27 protein-coding genes are annotated in these 25,538 nt (G+C 69.5%); 15 read left to right on the forward strand and 12 right to left on the reverse strand.

Annotated features, from left to right (window positions below; all coding sequences use genetic code 11):
• Window positions 1-11: 11 nt before the first annotated feature.
• The 4 genes from ACGFI6_RS14990 to thiO all read right to left on the reverse strand — a co-directional run bounded on the left by ACGFI6_RS14990 (window position 12) and on the right by thiO (window position 5,226).
• Window positions 12-893: a DMT family transporter gene (locus tag ACGFI6_RS14990; protein WP_393118701.1), complete on the reverse strand. Its 882-nt coding sequence runs from the start codon at window positions 891-893 to the stop codon at window positions 12-14.
• Between the two features lie 38 nt (window positions 894-931).
• Window positions 932-2,917 (reverse strand): Stk1 family PASTA domain-containing Ser/Thr kinase, encoded by a 1,986-nt coding sequence (pknB, locus tag ACGFI6_RS14995; RefSeq protein WP_393118703.1) that lies wholly within the window; start codon window positions 2,915-2,917, stop codon window positions 932-934.
• 73 nt (window positions 2,918-2,990) lie between these two features.
• The gene (locus ACGFI6_RS15000) at window positions 2,991-3,929 is read right to left on the reverse strand and encodes a LysM peptidoglycan-binding domain-containing protein (RefSeq protein ID WP_393118705.1); all 939 of its coding nucleotides are present in this window, start codon (window positions 3,927-3,929) and stop codon (window positions 2,991-2,993) included.
• Window positions 3,930-4,098: 169 nt separating this feature from the next.
• Window positions 4,099-5,226, reverse strand: coding sequence for a glycine oxidase ThiO (gene thiO / locus ACGFI6_RS15005; protein ID WP_393118707.1), 1,128 nt, complete (start codon window positions 5,224-5,226; stop codon window positions 4,099-4,101).
• A 42-nt stretch (window positions 5,227-5,268) separates the two neighbouring features.
• Between thiO and thiE the strand changes: the two genes are divergently transcribed.
• From thiE to ACGFI6_RS15020, 3 genes are all read left to right on the forward strand, one after another.
• Entirely contained in the window at window positions 5,269-5,931 is a 663-nt protein-coding gene (gene thiE, locus ACGFI6_RS15010) for a thiamine phosphate synthase (protein WP_393118709.1), read from the forward strand.
• On the forward strand, window positions 5,928-6,356 hold the full coding sequence (locus ACGFI6_RS15015; RefSeq protein ID WP_393118711.1) for a ribonuclease domain-containing protein: 429 nt from the start codon (window positions 5,928-5,930) through the stop codon (window positions 6,354-6,356). Before thiE ends, ACGFI6_RS15015 begins: the two co-directional genes overlap by 4 nt.
• Window positions 6,357-6,453: 97 nt before the next feature.
• On the forward strand, window positions 6,454-6,879 hold the full coding sequence (locus ACGFI6_RS15020) for a barstar family protein (RefSeq protein ID WP_393118713.1): 426 nt from the start codon (window positions 6,454-6,456) through the stop codon (window positions 6,877-6,879).
• On the opposite strand, the gene ACGFI6_RS15025 is transcribed toward ACGFI6_RS15020, so the two are convergent.
• Window positions 6,862-7,200: a DUF4180 domain-containing protein gene (locus ACGFI6_RS15025; protein ID WP_393118715.1), complete on the reverse strand. Its 339-nt coding sequence runs from the start codon at window positions 7,198-7,200 to the stop codon at window positions 6,862-6,864. The genes ACGFI6_RS15020 and ACGFI6_RS15025 overlap by 18 nt on opposite strands.
• A gap of 76 nt (window positions 7,201-7,276) precedes the next feature.
• Between ACGFI6_RS15025 and ACGFI6_RS15030 the strand changes: the two genes are divergently transcribed.
• Window positions 7,277-7,696, forward strand: coding sequence for a helix-turn-helix domain-containing protein (locus tag ACGFI6_RS15030; protein WP_393118717.1), 420 nt, complete (start codon window positions 7,277-7,279; stop codon window positions 7,694-7,696).
• On the opposite strand, the gene ACGFI6_RS15035 is transcribed toward ACGFI6_RS15030, so the two are convergent.
• Window positions 7,697-8,776: a polyprenyl synthetase family protein gene (locus tag ACGFI6_RS15035; protein ID WP_393118719.1), complete on the reverse strand. Its 1,080-nt coding sequence runs from the start codon at window positions 8,774-8,776 to the stop codon at window positions 7,697-7,699. It lies immediately after the preceding gene.
• A gap of 58 nt (window positions 8,777-8,834) precedes the next feature.
• Between ACGFI6_RS15035 and metF the strand changes: the two genes are divergently transcribed.
• A complete protein-coding gene (metF, locus tag ACGFI6_RS15040; RefSeq protein WP_393118721.1) occupies window positions 8,835-9,752 on the forward strand; it encodes a methylenetetrahydrofolate reductase [NAD(P)H] in 918 nt (305 codons plus the stop codon).
• Between the two features lie 4 nt (window positions 9,753-9,756).
• Window positions 9,757-10,296, forward strand: coding sequence for a SixA phosphatase family protein (locus tag ACGFI6_RS15045; protein ID WP_393118723.1), 540 nt, complete (start codon window positions 9,757-9,759; stop codon window positions 10,294-10,296).
• Between the two features lie 57 nt (window positions 10,297-10,353).
• Here ACGFI6_RS15045 and ACGFI6_RS15050 read toward each other — a convergent pair whose 3' ends face one another.
• From ACGFI6_RS15050 to ACGFI6_RS15060, 3 genes are all read right to left on the reverse strand, one after another.
• On the reverse strand, window positions 10,354-12,567 hold the full coding sequence (locus tag ACGFI6_RS15050) for a HelD family protein (protein WP_393118725.1): 2,214 nt from the start codon (window positions 12,565-12,567) through the stop codon (window positions 10,354-10,356).
• A gap of 100 nt (window positions 12,568-12,667) precedes the next feature.
• Complete coding sequence (locus tag ACGFI6_RS15055) at window positions 12,668-13,975, reverse strand: phytoene desaturase family protein (RefSeq protein WP_393118727.1); 1,308 nt, start codon at window positions 13,973-13,975, stop codon at window positions 12,668-12,670.
• Window positions 13,968-14,564, reverse strand: a complete 597-nt coding sequence (locus ACGFI6_RS15060) for a DUF4126 domain-containing protein (protein WP_393118729.1) — start codon at window positions 14,562-14,564, stop codon at window positions 13,968-13,970. Before ACGFI6_RS15060 ends, ACGFI6_RS15055 begins: the two co-directional genes overlap by 8 nt.
• Window positions 14,565-14,729: 165 nt before the next feature.
• On the opposite strand from ACGFI6_RS15060, the gene ACGFI6_RS15065 reads away from it, so the two are divergent.
• Window positions 14,730-16,652: an N-acetylmuramoyl-L-alanine amidase gene (locus ACGFI6_RS15065; RefSeq protein ID WP_393118731.1), complete on the forward strand. Its 1,923-nt coding sequence runs from the start codon at window positions 14,730-14,732 to the stop codon at window positions 16,650-16,652.
• A 9-nt stretch (window positions 16,653-16,661) separates the two neighbouring features.
• The gene (locus ACGFI6_RS15070) at window positions 16,662-17,387 is read left to right on the forward strand and encodes a nucleotidyltransferase domain-containing protein (protein ID WP_393118733.1); all 726 of its coding nucleotides are present in this window, start codon (window positions 16,662-16,664) and stop codon (window positions 17,385-17,387) included.
• Here the strand turns inward: ACGFI6_RS15070 and ACGFI6_RS15075 are convergent.
• Both ACGFI6_RS15075 and ACGFI6_RS15080 read right to left on the reverse strand, forming a co-directional pair.
• Window positions 17,380-17,850, reverse strand: coding sequence for a YbaK/EbsC family protein (locus ACGFI6_RS15075; RefSeq protein WP_393118735.1), 471 nt, complete (start codon window positions 17,848-17,850; stop codon window positions 17,380-17,382). The two genes, ACGFI6_RS15070 and ACGFI6_RS15075, sit on opposite strands and share 8 nt — an antisense overlap.
• A gap of 30 nt (window positions 17,851-17,880) precedes the next feature.
• Window positions 17,881-18,444, reverse strand: coding sequence for a DM13 domain-containing protein (locus ACGFI6_RS15080; RefSeq protein WP_393118737.1), 564 nt, complete (start codon window positions 18,442-18,444; stop codon window positions 17,881-17,883).
• A 327-nt stretch (window positions 18,445-18,771) separates the two neighbouring features.
• Between ACGFI6_RS15080 and ACGFI6_RS15085 the strand changes: the two genes are divergently transcribed.
• From ACGFI6_RS15085 to ACGFI6_RS15115, 7 genes are all read left to right on the forward strand, one after another.
• Window positions 18,772-19,332 (forward strand): DUF6504 family protein, encoded by a 561-nt coding sequence (locus ACGFI6_RS15085; protein WP_393118738.1) that lies wholly within the window; start codon window positions 18,772-18,774, stop codon window positions 19,330-19,332.
• Window positions 19,329-19,799, forward strand: coding sequence for an SAV_6107 family HEPN domain-containing protein (locus ACGFI6_RS15090; protein ID WP_393118740.1), 471 nt, complete (start codon window positions 19,329-19,331; stop codon window positions 19,797-19,799). The genes ACGFI6_RS15085 and ACGFI6_RS15090 overlap by 4 nt, the downstream gene beginning before the upstream one ends.
• A 66-nt stretch (window positions 19,800-19,865) precedes the next feature.
• Window positions 19,866-20,114, forward strand: a complete 249-nt coding sequence (locus tag ACGFI6_RS15095; protein WP_393118742.1) for a hypothetical protein — start codon at window positions 19,866-19,868, stop codon at window positions 20,112-20,114.
• Between the two features lie 105 nt (window positions 20,115-20,219).
• Window positions 20,220-21,434, forward strand: a complete 1,215-nt coding sequence (locus ACGFI6_RS15100) for a DUF480 domain-containing protein (RefSeq protein WP_393118744.1) — start codon at window positions 20,220-20,222, stop codon at window positions 21,432-21,434.
• 66 nt (window positions 21,435-21,500) lie between these two features.
• Window positions 21,501-22,247, forward strand: a complete 747-nt coding sequence (locus ACGFI6_RS15105; RefSeq protein ID WP_393118745.1) for a class I SAM-dependent methyltransferase — start codon at window positions 21,501-21,503, stop codon at window positions 22,245-22,247.
• Window positions 22,248-22,488: 241 nt separating this feature from the next.
• Window positions 22,489-22,890 carry a DUF3040 domain-containing protein gene (locus tag ACGFI6_RS15110; protein WP_393118747.1) on the forward strand — a complete coding sequence of 134 codons (402 nt, stop codon included), beginning with the start codon at window positions 22,489-22,491 and terminating at the stop codon, window positions 22,888-22,890.
• Window positions 22,891-22,938: 48 nt separating this feature from the next.
• Window positions 22,939-23,175 carry a GNAT family N-acetyltransferase gene (locus tag ACGFI6_RS15115; RefSeq protein ID WP_393118749.1) on the forward strand — a complete coding sequence of 79 codons (237 nt, stop codon included), beginning with the start codon at window positions 22,939-22,941 and terminating at the stop codon, window positions 23,173-23,175.
• Here ACGFI6_RS15115 and ACGFI6_RS15120 read toward each other — a convergent pair.
• Entirely contained in the window at window positions 23,150-25,525 is a 2,376-nt protein-coding gene (locus tag ACGFI6_RS15120; RefSeq protein ID WP_393118751.1) for a transglutaminaseTgpA domain-containing protein, read from the reverse strand. The two genes, ACGFI6_RS15115 and ACGFI6_RS15120, sit on opposite strands and share 26 nt — an antisense overlap.
• Window positions 25,526-25,538: the final 13 nt, after the last annotated feature.

The following is a 25,538-nucleotide window of genomic DNA, read 5'->3' on the forward strand; positions in this document are numbered from 1 at the left end:
CGTCCCTCCTCCTACTGCGCCAGGTGCTGCACTTCCGCCTCGAACTTACGTCGTGGCGCCAGCTCGACCAGGTACATGGCCGAGACCACCAGGGCGCCGCCGACGAGCATCCGCCAGGTCAGACTGTCCGAACCGAACAGCACCGCGAACGCCGAGGCGAACACCGGCTCCATTGTCATGGCGATCGCCGCGCGGGTGGGAGTCAGGTGCGCCTGGGCCCAGGTCTGCACGATCAGCGCGAGCGCGCCGGCGATCAGCGCCATGTAGACCACGCTGATCCAGTCGTGGCCGTTCGACGGCACCGAGAAGCCGCCCGGTACGGCACCGATCGCGCAGACACACGTGATCACGATCATCTGCAGCGACGACAGGCCGAACGCGTTCTTCGAGGTGGACCAGGCGCCGAGACCGATGATGTGCAGCGCGTACAGACCGGCCGACGCGAGCGTGAGCAACTCGCCGGTGCCGAGCGTGAAGCCGCGCAGCGACAGTACGCCGAGGCCCACCGTGGCGAGAATCACTGCGACCCAGGCCCAGCGCCCGATCCGATGCCGCAGGATCACCGCGCCGAGCAGCGGCGTGAACACGACGTACATGCCGGTGACGAAGCCGGACACGCTGGCCGACGTATGCCGCAGGCCCTCGGTCTGGACGAGCTGTGCGATGCCGTAGGTGATGCCGAGGGCAACGGCCCGGCCGCGGTCCAGACGGCTCAGCCGGGCGATCGCGGGCGGATGTACCAGGATCAGCGCGACCGACGCGATCAGGAACCGCAACGCCAGGTAGTCGGCGACGTCCATCCTGGTGAGCAGGTCCTTGGTCAGGAAGAACGTCGACCCCCAGGCCGCCGCAACCGCGAGCAGCGCCAGGACAGCAACACGAGGGCGATTCACGCCTTACATCAGATCAGAGCGCGGACCGGCGGAACAAATCAGAGGACGGTGATCACGATCGTGGTGCCTGGCTTCACCTTCTGGCCGGCGCCCGGGTTCTGGGCGGCGACGATGTTCAGGCCGAGGTTGAACGGGGCCTTCTGCACGGTGACCTTGAAGCCGGCGCCGGTGAGGATCTGCTGCGCCTCGGCGGTGGTCTTCTTCTTCACGTTCGGGACCTCGCGCAGCGGCGGGCCGAGGGAGACGACCAGCGTGACCTGGTCCTTGGCGAACAGGATGCCGGTGTTCGGATCCTGGCTGATCACGTTGCCCTCGGGAACCTTCTCGTCGTACTTCGTGCTCCGCGCGACGACCAGGCCGAGCTTCTTCAGCGCCTTGCTCGCGTCCCGGTACGACTTGCCGGTCAGATCCGGCACGTTGATCGGCTGCGGCCCCTTGCTGACCGCGAAGTTCACCGCGGTGCCCGGCTTCACGACCGTGTTGAACCGCGGGCTGATCGCGATCACGCGGCCCTTCGGGACCTTCTCGTCGTACTGCTCGTTGACCTTCCCGGTGATCAGCTTGATCGGCGACAGCGCCTGCTGCGCCGCCTCCAGGTCCAGGCCGACGAGCTGCGGCACCCGGTACCGCTCGGGACCCTTCGAGACCGTGAGATCGATGTCACCGTCCTTCCGGATCCGGTCGCCCGCGGCCGGGTCGGTGCGGATGACCTCGCCCTGCTTGACGTCCTCGGAGTAGTCCTGGTTGGCCAGGGTCGCGTGCAACCCTTCCTGCTCGGCCTCGGTGATCGCCACCGCCGTGGTCTTGTTCACCAGGTCCGGTGTGGTGGTGTAGCGGTGGATCCCGTAGTACCAGGCGGCCGTACCGATGCCGATCGCCGCGACCAGGATCACGAGCAGCGCGATCGGCCCGCGCGACCGGCGTTGCGGTGCGGGCGTCCTGGCCGGCGGCGGGGTCGCGTTCGCGTTCGCCTTCGCCGGAGCACCTGTCGGGCGGCCGTGCTCCACCGGTACGACGATGGTGTCGTGCTTGACCGGCTGACCGTCGACGACAGTGCCGTGGTCTCCGCGCGTGTAGCCGTCGTCGTACCCGCTGTCCTGCCTGATCTGCTGGATCGGCACCGTCAGGTCGCCGGTCAGCTCCGGATCGTCCGGCAGGCCCTCGTCGAGCGCGCTGCGCACCCGGTGCACCTGCCGGCTGAAAACCCGCGCGTCGGTCGGCCGCAGGTCCCGGTCCCGGGCGGTGGCGCGCTGCACGAGCGCGTCGACGTACGGCGGGATGCCGGGCTGCTCGAGCGACGGGGGCGGTACGTCGTTGTGCACGTGGGCGTACGCGACCTGGATCGGGGTGTCACCGGAGTGTGGCTTGTTGCCGGTGAGCAGCTCGTACAGGAGGATGCCCGCGGAGTACACGTCCGAGCGGGCGTCCGCGCTGCCGTCGGTGACGAGCTCCGGCGCCAGGTACGACACCGTGCCCATCAGGAGGCCCTGGGTGGCGGTGTTGCCGCTGGCGCTCACTGCACGGGCGAGGCCGAAGTCGGCGACCTTCACAGCGCCCTTGTCGGAGATCAGCACGTTCTCGGGCTTGATGTCGCGGTGCACGATGCCCGCGTCGTGGGCGGCCGACAGCGCGGACAGGACCGGTGTGAGCAGGTCGAGCGCCCGGGCCGGCGAGAGCGGCGCCTCCTCGCGGATGACGTCCCGCAGCGTACGGCCGGGCACGTACTCCATCGCGAGGAACAGCGTGCCGTCGTCGTCGCCCTGGTCGAACACGGCCACCACGTGCTGGTTCGACAGCCGGGCGGCGGCGCGGGCCTCGGCCACGAATCGGCGGGTGAACGCAGCGTCGTCGCCGAGCCCGTCGTGCATCACCTTGAGTGCGACGGTCCGGTCCAGACGCATGTCGAGGGCCTGGTAGACGGTCGCCATCCCGCCCTTCGCGACACGCGCGCCCACGCGGTACCGACCGTCGAGCACGCGCCCGACGAGGCGGTCGCTGACCTGCGTGTCCACGTCGTCCGTCACTTGCGGTGAGCCGCCTCTCCCCAAACCATTCTGGAGAGAGTGTAGATAACCGCTCAGCGTTACTGAGCCAGGCTCACCGCAGGGGGTCCCAGCCGCGGGTGAGTTGCGCCTTGATCCTGAGGACATTGGTCACGTACGCCTTCGTGTCGGCGTACATGCCGTTCTTCTTCACACCGCCGAGGCCCTGGTAGTAGCCGGCCACCGCGATGTCGAGTTTGGCGGCGCCGGTCAGGCGGCTGAGCAGGACGACACCGGCGGTGACATTGTCCTGCGCCTTGAGCAGGTCCAGTTCGCGGCCGATGATCCGGGACGCGAACCGGCCGGTCGACGGGATCACCTGCATCGCGCCGATCGCGTTCGCGGGGGAGACCACGCGCTGCTTCCAGCCCGATTCCTGCCAGGCGACCGCAAGCGCCAACTGCGGGTCGACGCCGTAGCGTTTCGAGGTGCTCACAATGAGTGAGCGCATCTGCGACCGGGTCGGCTGCTTGCGCTTCTTCAGGATGGCGCGGTTCCGGTTCGCCTGGGCGACGATGTGGTCGGCGTACGTGCGGCCGGCGAACGTGTTGTCGGTCCGCGGCTTCGGGCGCAGCTTCACCGGGACCTGCAACGTCTTGCCGCTGTAGATCGGGTCGCTCGCCTTCAGCCCGTTCGCGGCCAGCAGGTTGGCCTGCGAACACTTGAAGCGCTTCGCGATCCCGGAGATCGTGTCGCCGGACTTCACGACGTATGCGACCCGCCCGAGCTGTGAGCGCTTCGTGGGTGCCGTGGCGGCCGATCCCTTGGACGGGACCTTGAGCGTCTCGCCGGCGTAGATCGCGTTGCCGTTGCCGCCGAGCTTGTTCAGCGCGACCAGGTTGCTGACGGTGGTGCCGTAGCGCCCGGCGATCTGGCTCAGGGTGTCGCCCTGCTTGACCTGGTACGCGCCGAAGCCCGGTGAGCCGGCGGTGATCACGGCGGCGGTCAGCACGGGTACTGCCAGGCCGCCAAGGATCCGAACAACGTTGCGCATCGCAACCAACTCCCCGTTGTGAACGTCACTTGACCGTATGTGCTGATGCTGATGTGACAACAGGGGCGCATGGGGGTGGTGTTACGCCTGTAACGCAAAGGTTACAATTCAAGGCTGAACTACATTGTTGTCGTTCACAATCTTTCCGGTTGCCCGTGGCAACGGTGAGTCAGTGACCGAATCGGCTGACGAGGAAGGGTTTTGCGAGGTCCGGGAGGGTGCCGGTACGGACGGTCTCGGCCAGCACCTGCGCGGTGACCGGCGTCAGCAGCACCCCGTTCCGGTAGTGACCGGTTGCCCACAGCAACCGATCGAGGCCGGACGGCCCGAGGATCGGGGCGTTGTCCGGAGTGGCCGGGCGGAGGCCGGCGATCGACTCGACGAATTCGAGCTCGTCGGTGATCGGCAGTACGGTCCGGGCGTCGCGGAGCAGGTTGAACACCCCGCCCGCGAGCACCCTCGTGTCGTACCCGAGCTCGCTGCTCGTCGCTCCGACCACGAGCTCACCACCGGCCCGCGGCACCAGATAGACCGAGAAGCCACGGGCTGTCGCGCGCACTGTGTGCTGCAGCGCCGGGCGGTACGCCTCCGGGACGCGCAGCCGTAGTACCTCGCCCTTCACCGGACGTACCGGCGGCCGCAGCTCCTCGGGTAGTCCGGCCAGCTGCGACGACCATGGCCCGGTCGCCGCGATGACGTAGTCCGCGTGCACGGTGTCCCCGTTGTCGAGCAGTACGCCGGTGGCAGTCGTACCGGACGTAGTAATCCGAGTCACGTGCTGCCGGACGATCTGTACGCCGGACAGCTCAGCTGCTCGCAGGAGCGTCGCGACAGCCTGCCTGTTGTCGACGGAGTGGTCACCCGGGACCCAGACGCCACCAGAGACACCTGTGGCGAGCAGTGGCTCGCGACGACGAGCGTCACGACCGGACAGCTCCTCCACCTCGAGCCCGAGGCGGCGCTGGTACTCGGCGACCCTGCGGAGCACCGCCACGTCGTCCACGTCGTACGCGACCGACAACGTGCCGGTCTGGTGCAGTCCGGCCGGCTGACCGGTCAGCTGCTCCAGCTCGGCGGCGAACGCGGGCCAGGCGTTGACGGAGGCCAGGTTGAGCGCCAGCAGGTCGTCCTCGCCGAACTCGACCTCGGTGACCGGGGCGAGCATGCCGGCGGCGACGTTCGACGTCTGCGCACCCGGGGTGGGGTCGCAAATCGTCACCTGAGCACCGTCCGTAGCCAGCCGCCAAGCAGTCGCCAGACCGATCAGACCGCCGCCCACAACCACTGCATCAGCCATGCCTCAACCCTAGGCGTCGGCAGGCATGGCAGGCTTTGCGGTGTGACTGACCACACCGCTGACCACACTGCTGATCACACGGCACGCCTCGCGGATGCCCGGCTCTACCTGTGCACGGACGCGCGTGAGAAGCAGGGTGACCTCGCGCAGTTCCTGGACGCCGCGCTGGCCGGTGGCGTCGACATCGTGCAGCTCCGGCAGAAGGAGATGGAGGCCGCCGACGAGTTGGCCGCCCTGGAGGTCTTCGCGGACGCCTGCAAGCGGCACGGCAAGCTGCTGGCGGTCAACGACCGCGCCGACATCGCGTTCGCCGCGGGTGCCGACGTACTGCACCTGGGGCAGCGCGACCTGCCGGTGCACGCCGCCCGGGCGATCACCGGACCGGCGCCGATCATCGGCCGGTCGACGCACAGCTTCAGCCAGGTGAACGCCGCGGTCGACGAGGTCGGGTCGGACTACTTCTGCGTCGGGCCGACGTGGGCGACGCCGACCAAGCCGGGACGTCAGGCCGCCGGCCTCGACCTGGTGTCGTACGCCGCCGGCCGTCGCCAGTCGAAGCCCTGGTTCGCGATCGGTGGCATCGACCTCGAGCGCCTGGACGAGGTGCTGGAGGCGGGGGCGACCCGCGTCGTCGTCGTCCGGGCCATCACCGAGGCGGACGATCCGGGGGAGGCGGCCGCCGCATTCAGCCGGAGGCTGCGGTGATCAACAACCCGAAGACCGCGCGGATCGTCGCGGTCGTCGTGATCGCGATGCTGGTGATCACGCTGGCGGCCTCGTTGTTCGGCTGCTCCGCGGACACCAAGACCGGGTCGACCGCGGTCGATCCGACCAGCGGGCTCAAGTACGTCGCCGTGGCCGACCTGCCGAAGGAAGCGCAGGGCACGCTGAAGCTGATCGACCAGGGTGGCCCGTACCCGTACAGCCGCGACGGTGTGGTGTTCGGCAATCTGGAGAAGATCCTCCCCAAGCACGACCGCGGCTACTACCACGAGTACACGGTGAAGACGCCGGGGGAGAAGGACCGTGGTGCCCGCCGGATCGTGACCGGGAACGGCGATGAGCGTTACTACACCGACGACCACTACAAGTCCTTCCGCCGCATCGCGGAAGACGGGGGAACCTCATGAATGTGCATATTGCGCGCCTCCGGCGCGCTGGGTCATGGGGCTGTTGCTCCCGATCTTCCCTCGTCGCTTCGCTCCTCAGTCCAGACCGGGAGGCCCCATGACCAGGCTGCGGGTGCTGCTGGAGGAGGGGCTGCGGCCGGGGGTCTATCGGTGGCCGGCTGCTCCGGCTGCTGACCACGTACGGCGGGACGCTGCCGCGGCCGGTTTCGGGTTCGTACTGCTGGACACCGCCGAGATCCACGACAAGACAGGGTTCCTGGACCTGTGCGCGACCGCGTTCGACCTGCCGCGCTGGTTCGGGCGGAACTGGGACGCGCTGGCCGACTCGCTGAGCGACCGGGGGACGGGCTCGCCCGAGGTGGTGCTGTGGACCGGGCTGCGCAACCTGCTCGAGCACGACCACGACACGGTCGACGTCGCCCTGCAGATCTTCGCCGAGGACACCACGAACTCCGGCCAGCTCCGGGTCCTCGTCGACGAGGCGACCACACCTGACCTGCTGAGCTCACTGCCGGTGTTGTAACAACTCCTGCAACTCGTCCAGGTCGGCGGCGAACAGCAGGTTGCGGCCGCGGTTGCTCTCCCGCACCCAGTCCGCCAGCGGCTTGCTCGCGGCGACCCGCTCCGCGATGTCACCGACCACGGCCAGCCCCATCCGGTACGAGACGAACTTCTGCGTGATCGCACCGGCGCGTCCGGTCCGCAGCTCGAAGAACTCATCGCCCAGCTGATCCGGTGTGAACGCGATCCACTCGGCCTGATGCCCGTAGTACGCATCGACGATGAGCTGCACCGCGGCAGCCTCGTCGGCGAGCGGTACTTCACTGACATACACCTGGGCCATGTGCCTCAAATTACCCTAAGTATCCCGATCCGGCTATTTATAGGGAATTCTAAGGAACTGCCTTACGCTGGCCGTTATGGCGCAGGAGCTGTACTCGGTGGAGCAGGTGGCGAACCGCCTGGGCCTGCACGTGCGGACGATCCGGAACTACGTCCGCGACGGCCGTCTGAAGGCGGTCCGGATCGGGAAGCAGTACCGGATCACCCGCGAGGACCTCGAGGAGTTCACCGGCACGCCGACCGCCGCGGCCGACGTCGACGGCTCCGCGCGGCACGTCGAGGCGTCGAGCATCGTCCACATCGACGCCGTGGACCGTGCCACCGCCGACCGGCTGACCACCCACGTCCACGGCGCGCTGAACCAGCCCGAGGCCGTCAACCTCAAGGCCGAGACCATCTACGACGAGGAACGCGCCGTCCTGAAGGTCATCGTCCTCGGCCCACTGCCGGCCACCGCCGACCTGCTCCGCCTCATCAACCTGCTCGCGGAGCAGTAGCTACACGACCCGTGAGGTGGCCGCGATCGCGAGGTCGGTCAGGGCCTTGCGGGCAGTGTCGTCGGCGAGCGGGGCGCGGTCGAGGGCGTCGAGTGCGTCCTCGGTGCGATCCGTGATCAGGTCCTCGCAGGCCTGGACCGCGCGGGAGTCGGTGAGGATCTCGCGGAGCAGCTGGATCTCGTCGTCGTCGAGATCCGGACGCCCGAACAGCCGGTCGAACTCGGTCAGCTGGGCCTCCGACGCATGATCCACCGCGTACGCGATCAGCACCGTCCGCTTGCCTTCGCGGAGGTCGTCGCCGGCCGGCTTCCCGGTCAGCGCCGGGTCGCCGAACACGCCGAGCAGGTCGTCGCGCAACTGGAACGCCTCGCCGAGCGGCAGCCCGTACCCGGACAGCGACGCGATCAGCCGCTCGTCCCCGCCGCCGAGCGCGGCACCGATGTGCAGCGGACGTTCGATCGTGTACGTCGCCGACTTGTACCGCAGGACGCGTAGCGCGAGGTCCATGTCGGACTCGCCGCTGGCCTGCGCGAGCAGGTCGAGGTACTGCCCGGCCGTCACCTCGACCCGGACCGCGTCGAAGTACTGCTCGGCACGCGCGAGGGCCGCCGCGTCGAAGCCGGACGTATGCAGCAGCTCGTCCGCCCAGATCAGGCAGAGGTCGCCGAGCAGGATCGCGGCGCCGACGCCGAACCCGACCGGGTCGCCGCCGTGCCCGCTCTTCGCGGCCCGCTCGCGCTGCAGCGCCTCGAACCGGCGATGCGCGGCCGGCGCACCCCGGCGTACGTCCGAGGAATCCATCACGTCGTCGTGCACGAGCGCGCTGACGTGCAGCATCTCCAGACTCGCCGCGGCGGGCAAGATCGGCCCGGTCAGATCATGGGCCGGATCGCCGCCCGCAGCCCGGAAACCCCAATAACAGAAGGACGGGCGCAGCCGCTTGCCCCCGCTGGTCGCGTCCCGAGCGGCCTGCACCTGCTCGGCCAGCTCCGGCCCGATCGCCGCCAGCCGCTCCTCCTGCCGGTCGAGGAACCCACTCAAGGCCTGCTGGATCCCCGCCGGGATGTCCACATCGTCCACGTCTCGGAGCGTAGTCGGTAGGCAGACGCCGGAGCTCACCGCGGGTAACCTGAACGGCATGGCGAACGGACTTCCCTCGACGCTGCCCGGCGGTGCGCCGACGATCCGCGAGCTGCTCGCGTCCGGGGAGCGCTCGTTCTCGTTCGAGTTCTTCCCGCCGAAGACGCCCGAGGCCGAGGAGGTGCTGTGGCGTTCGATCCGTGAGATCGAGCAGCTGCGGCCGACGTTCGTCTCGATCACGTACGGCGCCGGCGGCACCACCCGGGACGGCACCATCCGGGTCACCGAGCGGGTCGCGCAGGACACCTCGCTGACGCCGCTCGGGCACCTGACCTGTGTCGCGCACTCCCGCGACGAGCTCCGCTCGGTGATCGGCGCGTACGCAGGCTCCGGAGTACGGAACATGCTCGCGCTGCGCGGCGACCCGCCGGGTGGCCCGAACCAGCCGTGGGTCGCGCACCCCGAGGGGCTCAACCACGCGATCGAGCTGGTCGAGCTGATCCGGTCGCTCGGTGACTTCTGCGTCGGCGTCGCGGCCTTCCCGGACAAGCACCCGGAGGCGGTCTCGCTGGAGGCGGACGCGCAGGTGCTCGCCGCGAAGGCGCAGGCCGGCGCGGACTACGCGATCACCCAGATGTTCTTCGGCGCCGACGACTACTTCCGGCTGGTCGACCGGGCCGCCGAGCTGGGCTGCGACATCCCGGTGCTGCCGGGCGTCATGCCGGTGACGAACATCAAGCAGATCCAGCGGATGGCGGACCTGACCGGCATGGCGTTGCCGACTGCCGTCACCGCCCGGCTGCACGCCGTCGAGGACGAGCCGGCCGCGGTCCGGGAGGTCGGAATCGAGATCGCCACCGAGCTGTCCGAACGGCTGCTGGCCGGCGGCGCGCCCGGCATCCATTTCATTACCTTGAACAGATCGACCGCAACCCGACAGGTCTTCCGCAACCTTCAGAGCGCCGTCGTATCCTGAGCCAATGGCTGACCCGTCGGACCTGTTGATCGACCGTACGCTCGTCCTGCTCCGGCACGCGAAGGCGGTGCCGCCGGAGACCAGACCGGATCTGTCCGACCTCGAGCGGCCGCTCGCCGACCGCGGCCGCGCCGACGCGGGCGCCGCCGGCCGGCACCTCGTTGCCCAAGGCATCGAACCGGACCTGGTCCTGTGCTCGCCGTCGAAGCGCACCCGTGAGACCTGGAAGTGCGTCGCCGACGCAGGCGTCGTCGCCAAGGACGTCTGGTACGACAAGCGTGTCTACAACGCCGACACCGACGCACTGCTCGACGTCGTCCACGAGGCACCGGCCGAGGCCCGTACGGTGCTCGTCGTCGGCCACGCCCCAGGCATCCCGTGGCTCGCGGACGAGCTCGCCCTGGACGGCACCAGCCCGGAGCGCGTCGAACTCACCCAGAAGTACCCGACCACCGGCCTCACGATCCTGCACCTCACCTGCCACTGGGCAGCCCTGGCCGCCAACGAAGCCGACCTGGTCGAGTACGTCGTCCCTCGCGGCTGACCGTTACGTCCGAAGATCCGAGGCGTCCACCGCTCGGATCTTCGGACGCAAGTGATGTCAGGGGAGCCAGTGCGTCGAGCTGTTCACCGTGACGAGGCGTTGGGTGGCTCGGGTCAGGACCACGTAGAGGGCGCGGACGCCGCCTAGCGTGTCGCTGACGATCCGGTCCGGCTCGACGACCACCACGGCGTCGTACTCGAGGCCCTTCGAGTCCAGCGGGCCGACCGCGACCACGCGCGGGTCGCCGATCTCGGCGAGCACCGGGTCGACGGCGCGCCGGAGCGCGGGCGGCACGATCACGCCGACGGTGCCCTCGACCAGCTGCAGCAGCTCCGTGGCCGCGTCGGCCGCGGCCTCCGCGACCTTGCCGGCGTCGAAGATCCGGTGTTCCGGATCCACCCCGGTACTGCGGACCGCGTTCGGCAGGTCGGCGTCCGGGATCGAGCGCCGGATCACCTCACCGGCGAACGCGTAGATCTCGGCCGAGTTCCGGTAGTTGGTGGACAGCCGGAACGTGTGCCGTTGCAGGTGCGACAGCATCGAGTCCATCGCGGCCTGGGCCTCGGCCGGGTCCCGCCAGGAGCTCTGCGCCAGGTCGCCGACGATCGTCCAGCTCGCCTGCGGCCCGCGCCGCGTCACCATCCGCCACTGCATGGGGGAGAGGTCCTGCGCCTCGTCGACCAGGACGTGCGCGTACTCCTCCGGCTCGTCGGCTTCGCGGGCGGCCGCGGCTCGCGCGCGCCGTTCGGAGGTGGTCAGTACTTCGTTGACGCCGTCCGACAGGCCCTCCAGCCAGTCGAACTCCTCGTCGGTGTTCTCCACGACCGGCGGACGCCCCAGGAACGTACCCAGCTCGTCCAGCAACGCGACGTCCGCGATGGTGAACTCGTCCGTCGTCCGGATCGCCTCGGCGAGCGCGTCGACCTCGGCAGGGGTCAGGTCGTTGCGAGCCCAGCGCTGCAGCCGCCGCGGGTCGCCGAGCCACCGCAGGACCGACTCGGGCGTGAGCGTCGGCCACCACTGGCTGAAGAACGTCCGGAACGCCGGCGTGTCGGTCACTCGGTCGCCGAACGCCTCGCGGTCGCCGAGCGGCCCGTTGCGCAGATCCTCCGGGAACCGCTGCCAGAGGGCCGCGATCAGACCCTTCCGAGCCTCTGCGGCCGCCCGGTTGCGGGCAGTACGTCGAAGCGCGTTCCGGCGTACGTTGTCGAGCTGGTTGGCGTCCAGCTCGATCGTCGCGCCGCCAAGGAACACGCGCAGAGTCGTCGGCGCGTTCGGTACGCGGTCGCGGGCGGCCCGGGAGAGCACGCCGCGCATCCGGAGCGAACCCTTGACGGCGGCTACGTCGGCGACATCGACCGAGGTCGCCTTCACGCCGTCGACAAGCTCGCCGACAGCGCGCAGCGAGACCGTGTTCTCGCCGAGGCTCGGTAGCACCCGCTCGATGTACGCCATGAATGCCGCGGACGGTCCGACCACCAGTACGCCGCCGCGCTCGAAGCGCCTGCGGTCGCTGTACAGCAGGTACGCCGCACGGTGCAGGGCGACGACCGTCTTGCCGGTACCCGGTCCGCCACCGATGACCGTGACGCCCCGGGCTGGTGCCCGGATCGCCTCGTCCTGCTCGGCCTGGATGGTGGCGACGATGTCGCGCATCGTGTGCCCACGGGCCCGCGACAGCGACGCCATCAGCGCGCCCTCGCCCATCACCGGCAGGTCCTCCGGTGCGCGCTCGGGCGCCAGCAGGTCGTCCTCGAGACCGGCGATCCGGGCGCCCTTGTTCCGCAGGACGCGCCGCCGGACCACCTTCTGCCGGTCGGTCGGGGTGGCCCGATAGAACGGCTCGGCCGCCGGAGCGCGCCAGTCGATCACCAGCGGCTCATATTCCGCGTCGCGGACGCCGATACGGCCGACGTACAGCTTCTCGAGGTCGGCCGCGGTCGCTGCCGCCGGCTGGTCGTCGCCGCCGTCGGAGTCCAGGCGGCCGAAGACCAGGCCTTCGTGCTCGGCGTCCAGCTCCGCGATCCGGCGAGCCGCCGCGAAGACGAGCACATCCCGCTCGTACAGACCGGTCTGCTCCTCTTCACGGACGCGGCCGACGTTCTGCGCCTGGCCGCGCTGGTGCCCTTCGACCGCGATCCGGGACGCGGACCGGGCAGCCTCCTCGACCCGGCCGTACACCCGGTCGACGTGGTTTTGCTCAGCCGTCAGCTCAGCCCGCTCGACCAGGTCGTGGTTTTCGTGATCGGCCGATGTGGGGGTTTGATCCACCGAGGTCCTCTCTACCGCCGGGTCAGTTCCGACTCTGCCCGACTCAGAACACAGGAACAACCAATCTTAGTTGTCCCTGCTGTCCAACCCCACAGCGGTGTCAGGCCTTCCCGATCGCGTCCGCCACGATCGCCGCGCCGAGCGTGGTCGCGGGCACACCGGAGCCCGGGTGGGCGCCCGCGCCGACGCAGTACAGGCCCTTCACCGGCGACACGTTCGACGCCCGGCGCCGGGCGGTCCGGTAACCCTCCCAGGCCACACCGGCCCACCAGGACGGTGACGTCTGCCGCGACACCACGTTCTCCCGGATGGGCAGGCCGCGGGCGACCAGGAGGTCCAGTACGTCATCAGTCGGGTAGCCGTGGACCAGTACGGACCACGCCGCGTGGCCGGCCGGTGCTGTACCACCTGTCCGTACGACGACGGTTGGTGTGCCGTGCAGCACGGTCTCGAACGGCAGCTCCGGCACCGGGTCCTTCAGCCCCAGGTGGACCACGTACGCAGCCTGGGCCTGGTGCGTCGACAGGATCCGCTTGCGCACCTTCTTGGCGACCGGGTCGTCGACGAACGACTCGTACAGCAGCCGTGGGTCGACATCGCTCACCACGATGTCGGCAGGGATCGCCTCGCCGTCCGTCAGCCGTACGCCGGTCACCCTGCCGTCCGTGGTGGTGACGGCGACGACCTCTGCGCTGGTGCGGACGGTGATCTTTCGTTCGCTCGCGCGCTGCACCAGGGCGTCGGCCAGCGCGCCGAAACCACCTGCGATCGTCCAGCGGCCGAACGTGCGTTCCAGGTACGACCAGACGCCGACGTAACCCGGTGTGAGGGATGCGTCCGACCCACCCTGTGCTGCGAAGTGCCGTAGCACTGCACGGGCGCGCTCGTCGGTCAGCTCGCGCTGGGCGACCTTCTCCAGCGACTGCCAGGGCTTGAGGGCGCGGATGACCTTGATGGGCAGCTTGTCCTCGAGCGGCGGTTCGAGGGAGGTCTTACGGAGCAGTTGCCACGTTTCGCCGTACGCATCGACCAGCGTGGTCCACTGCGCGGCCACAGGTGCACCGGCCAGGTCGGTCCAGGCCGCCTCCTGTGCACCACGGTCGCTGATCGGCAGGTCGAGTACGGAGCCGTCCGTGAACATGTGGCGGCGTGGCTCGGTCACCGGGTCCAGTTGCACCAGGCTCTCGATCGGACGGCCGCTCTTGCGGAACAGGTCGCGCAGGGCGGCCGGGAGCGTCGTACTGGCTGCTCCTGCATCCCAGGTGAACCCGTCGGCCTCGACGCGACCCAGCACGCCGCCCAGGTGCTCATTGCGTTCGCAGATGGTCACCTGGTGCCCCAGCTTCGCCAGCCGTACAGCACTCGCGAGACCGGCCAGACCGGCTCCTACGACAATCACGTCAGCCACTACTGTTCCCACGTTTCTCTCGCCACGCCTTGAACCTCAGATACCCGCGCCGGATGAACCTGAACGCGAAGTACACCGCGATCAGGCCGATGACCAGCAGGACGCCCGCGATGATCAGCGCGGCCTCCGGATGGAACGCGGCGAGCGACACCACGCCGGCGACCGCGACATCTTCTCCCGACGACGCGGCGATGTTGCTGACCGGCTCCGGCGAGGTGTTGATCGCGAGCCGCAGACTGGCCTTGACCGCGTGCGACAACAGCGCCACCAGGCCGCCGGTGGTCGCGATCACGGCCTGGTGCAGCGTGCTCGCCTCGCCGGACAGCAGCGCGGCCAGGATCGCCCCGATGGTCGGCCGGATCACCGTCGAGATCGCGTCCCACGCGGAGTCGATGTACGGGATCTTGTCGGCGACGAACTCGAACGCGAAGAGTGCGCCCGCGGCGATCAGTACGGGCGTCGTGGTCAACGAGTGGGGTACGTCCTCGGCGCCGGCGAACCGGCCGAGCAGACCGAGAATCAGCACGCAGGCATAGGCATTCACGCCACTCGCCCAGCCTGTCGTCACCGCCAGCGGGAGTGCTTCCATCGCGGTACTCCGTAACCCAAGGTGTTCGGCGTCATTTCGTCAGTATCGAACCCGGCGACGTGAGTTTTGGTTAACCGTTGACATCCGCGTCGCCCCGACCCACAGTGACTAGGCTGCCAGTCTGCGTGACCGGCACCACCCCGCCCACGGGTTCAGGAGATCATCATGCTGCGTCGTCCGAAGATTCTTGCCGCACTCGCTGCGGTAGCGCTGCCGGCCGCCCTGGTCGGCGTGTCGTTGGGAGGTCCACCAGCCGAGGCTTCACAGCCTGCTGCCGCGAGTGCCGACGGTATGTCGGCGTTCAGTGCAGCCGCTGCGAAGTACGGCGTGCCGGAGCCGGTCCTGCTGGCCGTGTCGTACGCCGAGTCGCGCTGGGACGACCACGGTGGCACGCCGAGCACCACAGGTGGTTACGGCCCCATGCACCTCACCGCACTGGGTGCGTCCGAGGTCGCCGACCTGTCCGGCAAACAGAAGGTCGCCACGGCCGAGTCGCTGCAGACGCTCAAGAAGGCGTCCGAGCTGACCGGCCTCGACCAGTCCGCACTGCGCACCGACACCACCGCGAACATCAACGGTGGCGCCGCGGTGCTGGCGTCGTACCAGAAGGCGCTCGGCCTGCCGGTCGGCGCGAACACGTCGGCCGCCGACTGGTACGGCGCGATCGCGTCGTACGCCGAGGCCGGGGACAAGGCCGGCGCGGCCGGGTTCGCCGACGACGTCTACTCGATCATGGCCAAGGGCGCGGCCCGGACCACGAACACCGGCCGCCAGATCGTGATGCCGGCGCTCGCCGTGAAGCCGGACAAGGCACAGCTGTCCAAGCTGTCGCTCCCGGCCGGTGTGCAGCCGTCGAAGTCCGACGTGGAGTGCCCGCCGTCGCTCGGCTGCGAGTGGCTGCCGGCGCCGTACTCCGAGTTCGGGACCACTGGTGACTACGGCAACCACGACCTCGCCAACCGGCCGAAGACCGGCAAGATCGACTACATCGTCATCCACGACACCGAAGGCACCTGGCAGGGCGTGCTGAACCTGGTGCAGGACCCGACGTACGTGAGCTGGCAGTACACGATGCGCTCGTCGGACGGGCACGTCTGGCAGCACGTGAAGGCCAACGACGTCGCGTGGCACGCCGGCAACTGGTACGTGAACATGCACAGCATCGGCATCGAGCACGAGGGCTTCGCGCCGCAGGGTGCCACCTGGTTCACCGAGTCGATGTACCGCAACTCGGCCAAGCTGGTGCGCTACCTGGCCGCGAAGAACAACATCCCGCTCGACCGCGCGCACATCATCGGCCACGACCAGGTGCCGGGCACGGTGCCGTCCACGGTCGCGGGCATGCACTGGGACCCGGGACCGTACTGGGACTGGGAGCACTACATGGACCTGCTCGGTGCGCCGATCTGGGGCAAGTCCGTACTGCCGGTGAAGGCCGGTTCGGTCGTCACCATCAAGCCGGGCTTCGAGGGCAACGTCCAGGTCGTCTCCAACTGCGACGCGCCCGCCACGCCGTGCACGCCGCAGGCCACCAACTTCGTGTACCTGCGTCAGTCGCCGGACGACAACGCCCCGCTGGTCAAGGACGTCGGTCTGCACCCGAACGGGTCCGACGGCACCACGGACGTGTCCGACATGGGCTCGCGCGCGGCAGCAGGTTCGCAGTACGTCGTGGCCGAGCGTCAGGGCGACTGGGTCGCGGTCTGGTACCTGGGCGCGAAGGGCTGGTTCAAGAGCCCGAAGTCGGCGCCGGACGCGTTCGCCAAGCCCGGCCTGGTCGTGAAGCCCAAGGCCGGGAAGCTGTCCGTGCCGGTGTACGGGCGCGCGTACCCGGAGCAGTCGGCGTACCCGGCGGGTATTCCGTACCAGACGGTGACTCCGTTGCAGTACACGATCGCGGCGGGTCAGGCGTACCCGGTCGGTGACCTGAACATCGAGACCGACTACTACCGGGCCGTGACGTTCGACGGGCAGCCGCCGACCGACCACGTGCAGGTGCAGGGCAAGGACCGGTATTACCAGATCTGGTTCGGCCACCGGATGGCCTACGTACGGGCTGCCGACGTGGACGTCCGTCCTGCCATCTAGTCTGTCCGCGTGATCGACGAAGCCGTCCAGCCACTGCTGGACGGCTTCGTTGCGTCTGTACGCTCGGTTGCCGATGTGCGGGCGGTCTGGCTGCACGGCTCACTGGCGCTGGGGGACTACCAGCTGGGACGTAGCGATCTGGACGTGATCGTGGTGGTCTCGTCCCCGCCACCGCCCGCCGTCGAGGACGTGCATCGCGAGCTCATCCAGGCGAATCCGCTGGCCACGAAGCTGCACTGCTCCTACATGACGGATCTCGGCGACCTGTCCGTACGGCATCCGACGTTCGCCCACCAGAAGCACTTCGACCGGCCCGTGACGCCGGTGACCCGGCGAGAGCTTGCCATCGGCAACCGAACGCTCTTCGGGCCGGCGCCGGCCGAGCTGCTGCCCGCTGTCAGCGACGAGGAGCTGTTCGACTTCGTCCGTCGTGACCTGCGGGAGTTCTGGCTACCGGTCACGCGCAAGCGCGGCCATTGGTACAACGACGTCTGGGTCGACCTGTGCCTGCTGACGATCGCCCGTGCCCACGTGACGCTGGCAACGGGCGACCTGATCACGAAGCGGGCCGCCTTCGACATCCTGCCCAGGCTCGGCGCGCCGGCCGACGTCGTCGAGGACATCCGGCGCCGCCGTTACGGCCCAGGGCACCGTACCGGGCCGTGGTGGCGGCACACTCGCGCCATGCTTGCTCGCCGGTTCGCGCGGACGGCGATTCCGGCCGTCCTCAGTTGACGACGATCTCCTGGCCGTCGGTGAGCTTGAGCAGCTCGCCGTACGTCGTCGGGAACACCGAGTGCGGGATGCCCGCCGCGGCCCAGATCACGGCGTACTGCTCGAGCGCGTTGTCGACGTACGTCGGAACGCGGCCTGGGTGCCCGACCGGGGCGACACCGCCGATCGACTGACCGGTGTGCTCCTTCACGAACTCCGGCGTGGCCCGCTTCAGCTTCGTGATCCCGAGCTCGGCGGCCACCTTCTTGGTGTCCACGCGGTGCGCGCCCGAGGTCAGGATCAGCACCGGGGCGCCGTCGCCGTCGAAGATCAGGCTGTTGGCGATCGCGCCGACCTCGCACCCGAGCTCCGCCGCAGCGGCGGCCGCAGTCGGCACCGCCTCGTCCAGGATCACGATCTCACCGGTGGCTCCGGCGGCCTGCAGCGCGGCCGCCACTTTCTGCACATTGGGATGACTACTCACCCCGCTGAGCTTAGGTGGTGTCCGGACAGCTCAGGCGAGCGCGGCCGCTCCGAACGAGACGTTGAACCGATCGCACCAGATCGCGACGCTGCGGAAGCTCTCCAGCCGCACGTCCTGGGGGATCGCGTAGTTCTGGTTGCCGTGATTGCCCTTGAGGCTGCCCAGGCTGCGGTACCGGCCGTCGTCGAAGACATGCCAGCCCGCGCGCCCGGGCGCGACCCGGGCGTCACTCAGCCACACCTTGAGGTCGGGACCGTCGGAGGTGTCGAGATTCTCGATCCGGAGGATCCGGCGACCGTCGGGGAGTGCGACGACCGAGACCGTCCCGGAGGTCCGGTGTTCGTGAGTGATCAGCTTCCCGGTCAGGAGAGTCTTCGGCCCGGTCTTGACAATCGGCGTCCGTTCCGGCGGCTCGACGGAAATTGTCGGTGGCGTCGTCGACGATGAAGTCGTGGAGATCGGAGCAGTGCCGGGCAGCGCCTCGTCGACGACCTTGTCGGTGAGCAGCCGCCACGGCTGGAAGAGCGGCAGCGCGACCGCTGCCACCACGACGGCAACCGCCGCCGCGGCGATTCCGGCTGTTCGTTTCCGCATTCGTCCCTCCGTCCTCGGCCTCCCAGTCTGGCGGCTGCCGGACCCCTCCGGCGACGGACACGCCCTGGGGCCGTTGACGACTGTCGGCGGGCGGCGATACGCTTCCATTGTTCGAACAGATGTTCGATTGCCTCGATCCCGGTTTCGTCGGGAGACCGGTCCGAGGCGAGCCGGGCAGCTGGACGACTCCGGTGCGGAGTTGCGGCCGCATCGGAATCCGGTGGCCCCGGCGGGCCGGGCACCGGGGTGGTCCTCGACCCCCACCCCGTGCACACCCGCCGGGCCACCGGCCCGGGGAAGCAGTTGGTTCACAGGAGGCGATGGAGCATGTGGGAGTTCGACGACGCCGTCGAGGTGCACTCGGTGTCTGTGGACGGTGTGCAGACCCCCGACCAGTTCCTCTGGCGCGGCCGCCTGTGGCGGGTCCGCACCATCAGGTCGCAGTGGACCGAGACGGCCGCCTGGTGGGAGCGCGGTGTGATCGGCACCGGCCAGACACGCGACCCGTTCGCCGAGGCAGCAGCCGGGACCCGTTCCGCACTCGCCTCCGACGCCCGCCGGACAGCAACCGACGACTCGCTCGCCCGGATCGACGCGGCCACCGTCGCCGAGGTCTGCTCCGCGGCGCGCACCCGTCCCACCCGGATCCACCCGGCCGGCGTGGCAGTGGCGCAGACCCCCCGTGCACGCGCCGCTGCCACGCTCTCCTCGCTGCCGTCGTCCCGGACGCCGGCCGCGGTCGGAGTGCTGGACGCGGAATGGGGACCGGAGCGCTCGGTGTTTCGGGTGGAAGCCGGATGCGGGCGATCCGGACGGCAAGAGATGTTCGATCTGGCTCACGACCCGCACTCGGGCCGTTGGCAACTGGAGAGGGTGACCGACCGATGACAGTTTCACCGGTATCGCCGGCCGCGGCCGGCGCGGCCAGCCGCGAGCTGTTCCGTGCCCGCGCGGCCTTGGCCGAGGCAACCGAGACCACCGACCACCTGATCCGCTACTCGAGCGCGCACATCGCGGCGCTCCGGGTCGCGGCCGCAGTCCTCGCCGTCCGCGCCCGCCCGGTGTCGGGCAGCCGCCGCAAGGTCCAGCGCAACGCCTGGGTGCTGCTCGCCCAGGTCGCGCCGGAGTTCGGCGAGTGGGCAACCTTCTTCGCCGCCGGTGCCGCTCAACGCGCCGCCGCCGAGGCCGGCCTCGAGCGTGCCGTCAGCACCCGCGAGGCAGACGACCTGATCCGCGCCGTCGACACCTTCTACACCCAGGTAGAAGCCAGCCTGCGCCTCTCCACCAGCCCGGTCCTGACCGCAACCACCGACCCCCAGTCCGTCCTCACCCAATCCTGGATGCAAGCCAGCTGACCCACCTACCTCAAGCCGAACCACGCTGAATCACCCCGCACCACCTGCTTTGAGGAGATCCCGACCGTGAGCGAACCCTTCAGGGGCCTGGGCAAAGACCTGTGCGCTCGCATCCACGCCGTCACCGGCGCGGAGTGCTATCTCCCGGACACCCACTACCCCCGCCCACACCAGGCCCTCTCCGGCGACTCCTGGCACGACGGCCTGTGCACCCACTGCGCCGGCTCCGGCCTTGTCTCGGATGCCCTCTGTCCCACCTGCAACGGCACGGCCTTCGAACCGCTGATCCTCCCCGAGTCCCACCAACCCGGCTAAACCCGCCCCCGGCCCCCGCCACGCGGGCGCACCCCATGCACGTTGGGCGGTGGTGGATGGTGGCGAGGGTTCTGGATGGGCCTGGGAGCGTTTAGGGTCGGCGGAGTGAGTGGACTTCCGGTTTTGGATGTCGAGGAGCAGCGGGTTCTTGGGAGCTTGCTGGAGAAGCAGTCGACGGTGCCCGGGTCGTACCCGTTGACGGCGAACGCGTTGCGAACGGCGTGCAACCAGACCAGTAATCGCGAGCCGGTCGCGGACTACGACCAAGGCACCGTCGAGCGGGTCGCTCGTGGACTGCGGGATCGCGAGCTGCTGCGGATCGTCTGGGCCGACACCGGGCGACGTACGTTGAAGTACCACCAGATCCTCGACGAGAAGCTCGAGCTGGCGGAGGACGAGCGGGCGCTCGTCACCGTGCTGCTCCTGCGCGGCGCTCAGGCGCCGGGCGAGCTGCGGACGCGGACCGAGCGGATGCACAAGTTCGGCGACCGGTCCGATGTCGAGGCGTGTCTGCAGCGGATGGCCGCGCGCCCGGAGCCGCTCGTCCGGGAGCTCGAACGCCGCGTCGGCCAGCACGATCGCCGGTGGGTCCATCTCCTCGGCCCGGTGCCGGAGACGGACGCTGCGCCGGTCGCGGCGGAGTCCGTCGATCGCGACACGGTGATAGCCGACGGCGCCGAGGCTCGTGACGCTCGGGTGCGTTCGGCGTACGACACGGTGGCGACGGCGTACGCGGACGAGTTGCTGGACGAGCTCGAGGGGCTGCCGTTCGAACGCTGGCTGCTCGACCGGGTGATTGCCGACGCCAACGGTCGTCCGATCGTCGAGGCCGGATCCGGGCCGGGCCATGTCACGGCGTACCTCGCTGATCGCGACGCGGACGCGACCGGGATCGACCTGTCGCCGGAGATGGTGGCCGAGGCGCGCCGGCGCTTCCCGCGCTTGAGGTTCGAGGTCGGTGATCTGCGGCGGCTCGGTCGCCCGCCGTTCAGCTCGGGGTGGGCGGCGGTGCTTGCGTGGTACTCACTCATCCACCTCGCCGCATCCGAACTGCCCGACGCGATCGCCGCAATGACCCGCCCGCTCGACCCGGGCGGCTGGCTCGTGCTCGCACTGCACGCCGGCGACGAGATCCGGCACGTCGACGAGTTCCTCGGGCACGAGGTCAGCCTCGACTACGTACTGCACAACCCGGCGCAGCTCGTCCAGCTCCTGGAGTCCGCGGGCCTGACCAGCATCGAGTGGTACCTCCGCGGCCCCCTCACGTCCCACGCCGAAACCACCAACCGCCTCTACCTCCTGGCCCGCACCCCGTCCTGACGCCGCGGGGGCCAGGTGGAAGTAGGGTGTGGCGCGGTGGGGTTGGGGGAAGTGGCTGGAGGGTTGATGGTGGAGCGGCGGCGGCGTGGTGTGCGGACGGCGTTGGTAGGTGAGGCGTTGCGCGTTGCGTTGGCAGGGCGTGAGCGGACCGATCCGGGCGCTGGGCTGGACATCGTCGACCTCGGCGGTGGGACCGGTGGATTCGCGGTGCCGCTGGCGGTCGAGGGGCATCGGGTGACAGTGGTCGACCCGAGTCCGGATGCGCTTGCCTCGCTCGAACGCCGAGCCCGCGACGAGGGCGTGAGCGAGCTGGTCCGTGGTGTTCAGGGTGACGCGGCGGAGCTTCCCGGGCTGGCGGGGGAGTCGAGCGCGGACGCGGTACTGTGCCATGGGGTTCTCGAGGTCGTCGACGACCCGGTGCAGGCGCTGCAGGCGATGGCGTCGGTGCTGCGCGAGGGTGGCGTACTGAGTCTGCTCGTTGCCCAGCGCAACGCGGTCGTCCTGGCGCGGGCGCTCGCCGGGCATCTGGCGGAGGCACGCATCGCGCTGCAGGATCCGGACGGGCGCTGGGGTGCGACCGATCCGATGCCGCGGCGGTTCGACGAGGCCGGGATCGTGGCGCAGCTGGCCGACTCCGGGTTCATGGTGCACACGGTGCACGGCGTCCGTACGTTCGCCGATCTGGTGCCGTCCGCGTTCGTCGACTCCGAGCCCGGTGCTGCCGACTCGCTCGCCGAGCTCGAGCGCGCCGCCAGCCAGCACCCGGCGTTCCGCGCGCTCGCGACCCAACTTCACATCCTTGCCACCCGCTGAAGCAGTCGGGGTTGGTTGCGACGGAGGGTGACCGGCGGGCTACTGCCGGCGCGGTGGGGTGCGGCTTGTTGCGAACTGGGTGTGAGCGACACGCCGTACGACGCGGGTTTGGGACGTCGATCGCGGGGGCAGTTGCGGGACCGTGACGCGCTGGACAGGCGGCCAGGGTTTCGTGTGACGCGGGCGCGGCCTAGACTGGAGGCGGCCTATCGAGATCGCGCTCATCATGGAGGGATCGACGGTGCCCCTCTCGGAAGAAGAGCAGCGCCAGTTCGAGCAGCTCGAACGTGCCCTTGCTGCGGAAGACCCGAAGTTCGTTTCCGCCATGCGTGGGACCAATGTGCGCTTGTACTACAGGCGACGGGCAGTGCTCGCCGGCGTTGGATTTGTGCTGGGCATCGCGGTGCTGATGACCGGTGCGATCATTCCCAACACCATCATCGGAGTCATCGGCTTCGTGATGATGGTGGCGTGTCTGTACATCGCGGCGCTGAGTATGAAGCGGATCAGCAACGCGGGGGAGGCCGACGACATCCCGCCGCCGCCGCCGACCAAACGGCACCGGACCAAGCACGACTCGTCCGGCAGCTTCATGGAGCGCATGGAAGACCGCTGGCGCCGCCGCCGCGAGGAAGACCTCTGACGGTCTCCGCGCCGACGACCTGAGCAACCCCAGTCCTCGACCACACCCGTGCCCCAGCGGCACGGGTGTGGTCCATTTTCCAGCCACCCACGCCGGTCGTGTGCGCCGGTCGCCCGTGGACGTGGTGTCGCGCGGGCGCTCATCGAGGCGGTCACCGAGTGGGCGCGCGACCGTAGGTGCGGGCGGGTGTACTGGTCGACGCACGAGTCCAACGCGACTGCCCGGCGCCTCTACGATCAGGTCGCTGAGAACCGCGGCTTCATCCTCTATCAGATCCCGTTGTGACCCGAGCGCCCTTCGGCAGCACCAGCGAGCGGAGCTTCGCCAGCAGCAGGTCGAACTCGTCCAGCAGGTCGGACGCCTCGGTGGTGCCGCGGCTCAGGTACCAGCGCCAGGACGGTGGTAGCAGCCGCGCCCGCCAGCGCCGCCGGCCCGGTGCCTGCGACCAGAGCGCCTTCTGCACCTCGGAGGCGTCGGCGCGCAGGTCCAGCTCGGGGTTCGCGTCGCCGGCGTACCGGAGGGCCTCGATCCCGCGGGCCAGCCGGCGTGCGGCCGGATGCACCTCGTCGGGGACCTTCGACACCAGCCACTGACCGGCCTGGCGCGGCGTCGAGATGTCGGACCAGTCGAGGCCCAGGTCCCGCGCCGTGTCCCGGATCTCGGCCCACAGGCCCTCGGCGCCGACGCGCCCCGGTGGCCGCAGGAACCGTCGCCGCCGGGTCAGCGCCCGGATCAGCCAGGGGATGCACAGCAGCAGGATGATGCCTGCCCCCGCCGCGATCGCCTGACCGCCGCCGTTGGAGAACCAGTTGCCGGTGCCAACGACCGCGGCGCCACCCTGGTCCGTCAGGCTCGGGTCGTGCTGCGGCTTGTCGACCGAAGGGGACTCCTTGCCGCCCGGTGTGGTCGCCTGGTTGGTCGGCGCCGTCGTCGGGGCGGTCGGGGTCTCGTTCGCGGGCACCGTCCAGCCCGGCGTGGTCGCGACCCGCGCGGACGGGGTCGGCTCGAACCGGACCCAGCCGACGCCCTGGAAGTACAGCTCCGGCCAGGCGTGCATGTCGTGCATCCGGACCGTGTACTCGCCGTCCTTGCCGGACGTCCCGGGCAGGAACCCGATCCCGACCCGGGCCGGGATCCCGAGGATCCTCGCCATCAGCGCCATCCCGGTCGCGAACTGCTCGCAGTAGCCTTCCTTGTTCGTGGTCAGGAAGTCCTCGAGCGCGGCCATCCCGCTGCCCTTGACGTTCTGCGTGCTGTACGTGAACTGGCCGTTGCGGAACCAGTCCTGGATCTCCACCGCGGCCTCGAACTTGTTGCCCTGGGCCCCTGCGGTGATGTCGTTCGCGAGCCGGCGGATGACGTCGGGGGTCTTCTCCGGGACGTTCAGCGTGTACTGGTCCGGGGCGCCGGTGGTGATCGAGTCGTGCAGCTGCTCCGGCGTCGGCTTCAGGTCGTACGCGGTCAGCTTGTACTTCTTGCCCGCGACGATCCCACCGTTGCTGGACATCACGTCGAGGGCGCCCGGGTCGTACTTCCAGTCGCGCTTCAGCGAGATCGAGTGCAGCGGGTACGGGACCGGGACGAGCTGGGACCGCAGGTCGCGGGTGACGTTGATCTCCATCGAGGTCTGCGGGAGCTTCGCCGGGTCGCCGGTGTAGCCGGGCGGGGCGGCGAGGTTGCCGTCGATCTTGGTCTCCTCGGGCCGCGGCCCGATCTGCCAGGTGTTGCCGTCGAACCGGTCGAGCGCGGTCAGCCGCAGGTACGTGCCGCCGGCCGGGCCGCCCTTGTACGTGAGTGCGACGACGTTGTCGCCGCGCTTGAGGTTGCGGCCCATGTCGAGCATCGGGTTGGTCGACGAGATCGACGCCCCGAGTCCGGTACCGCCGGTGCCGCCGGCCAGACCGTTGCCGATGACGCCTTCCGGCAGGGTCGGCAGCAGGGCGGGCAGCAGCGCGGCGATGGCGACCACGGTGAGCCCGATCCGGCGGCCGGCCTGGCCGAGGGCCGACGCCTCGACGGGCTCAGCGGCGTCGAGGTGCGAGACACCCGAGATCCGGCGGCCCCAGCGGCTGAGCCGGCTGCGGCCTTCCGCGGACAGCAGGACGATGTAACCGATCGCCGGCGGGATGAACAGCAGCCACGGCAGGCCGCCGTGTACGGTCGCGGCCGGCACCGTGTACATGATCAGCAGCAGCAGACCGGACCACGCCGCCTGCCGCAACTGGACGGCGATGACGTGGATCAGGAAGCCGGTCGCCGAGATCACCGACACCGCGAACAGCGTCAGATGCGGATCCTGGGGGAGCGGTGCGCTGAACCGGTTGATCGAGTCCATCGCGTCGACCATCTGCGAGTTGAACTCGATCGCCGTCGCCTTCCACGGGATCAGTCCGAACTTCATCGTGCCGTGCAGGAAGAACAGTGACAGCAGCTCGATCAGTACGAGCAGTTGGACGATCGGTACGACAACGCGCGGGATGCGCAGGTTCTGCAGGCCGACGCCGACTCCGGTGATCAGTGCACACAGGAACGCGCTGATGAACAGGAACGGCCCCGAGAACACCGGAGTCAGTACCAGCGACCCAAGCGCAGTCGCACCCCAAGCAGCTATTGAGATTCTCGCGTGACCGGTCATCGGGCCTCCCGCC

The sequence above is a fragment of the Kribbella sp. NPDC048928 genome, from assembly GCF_043197975.1.
GTDB lineage: Bacteria > Actinomycetota > Actinomycetes > Propionibacteriales > Kribbellaceae > Kribbella.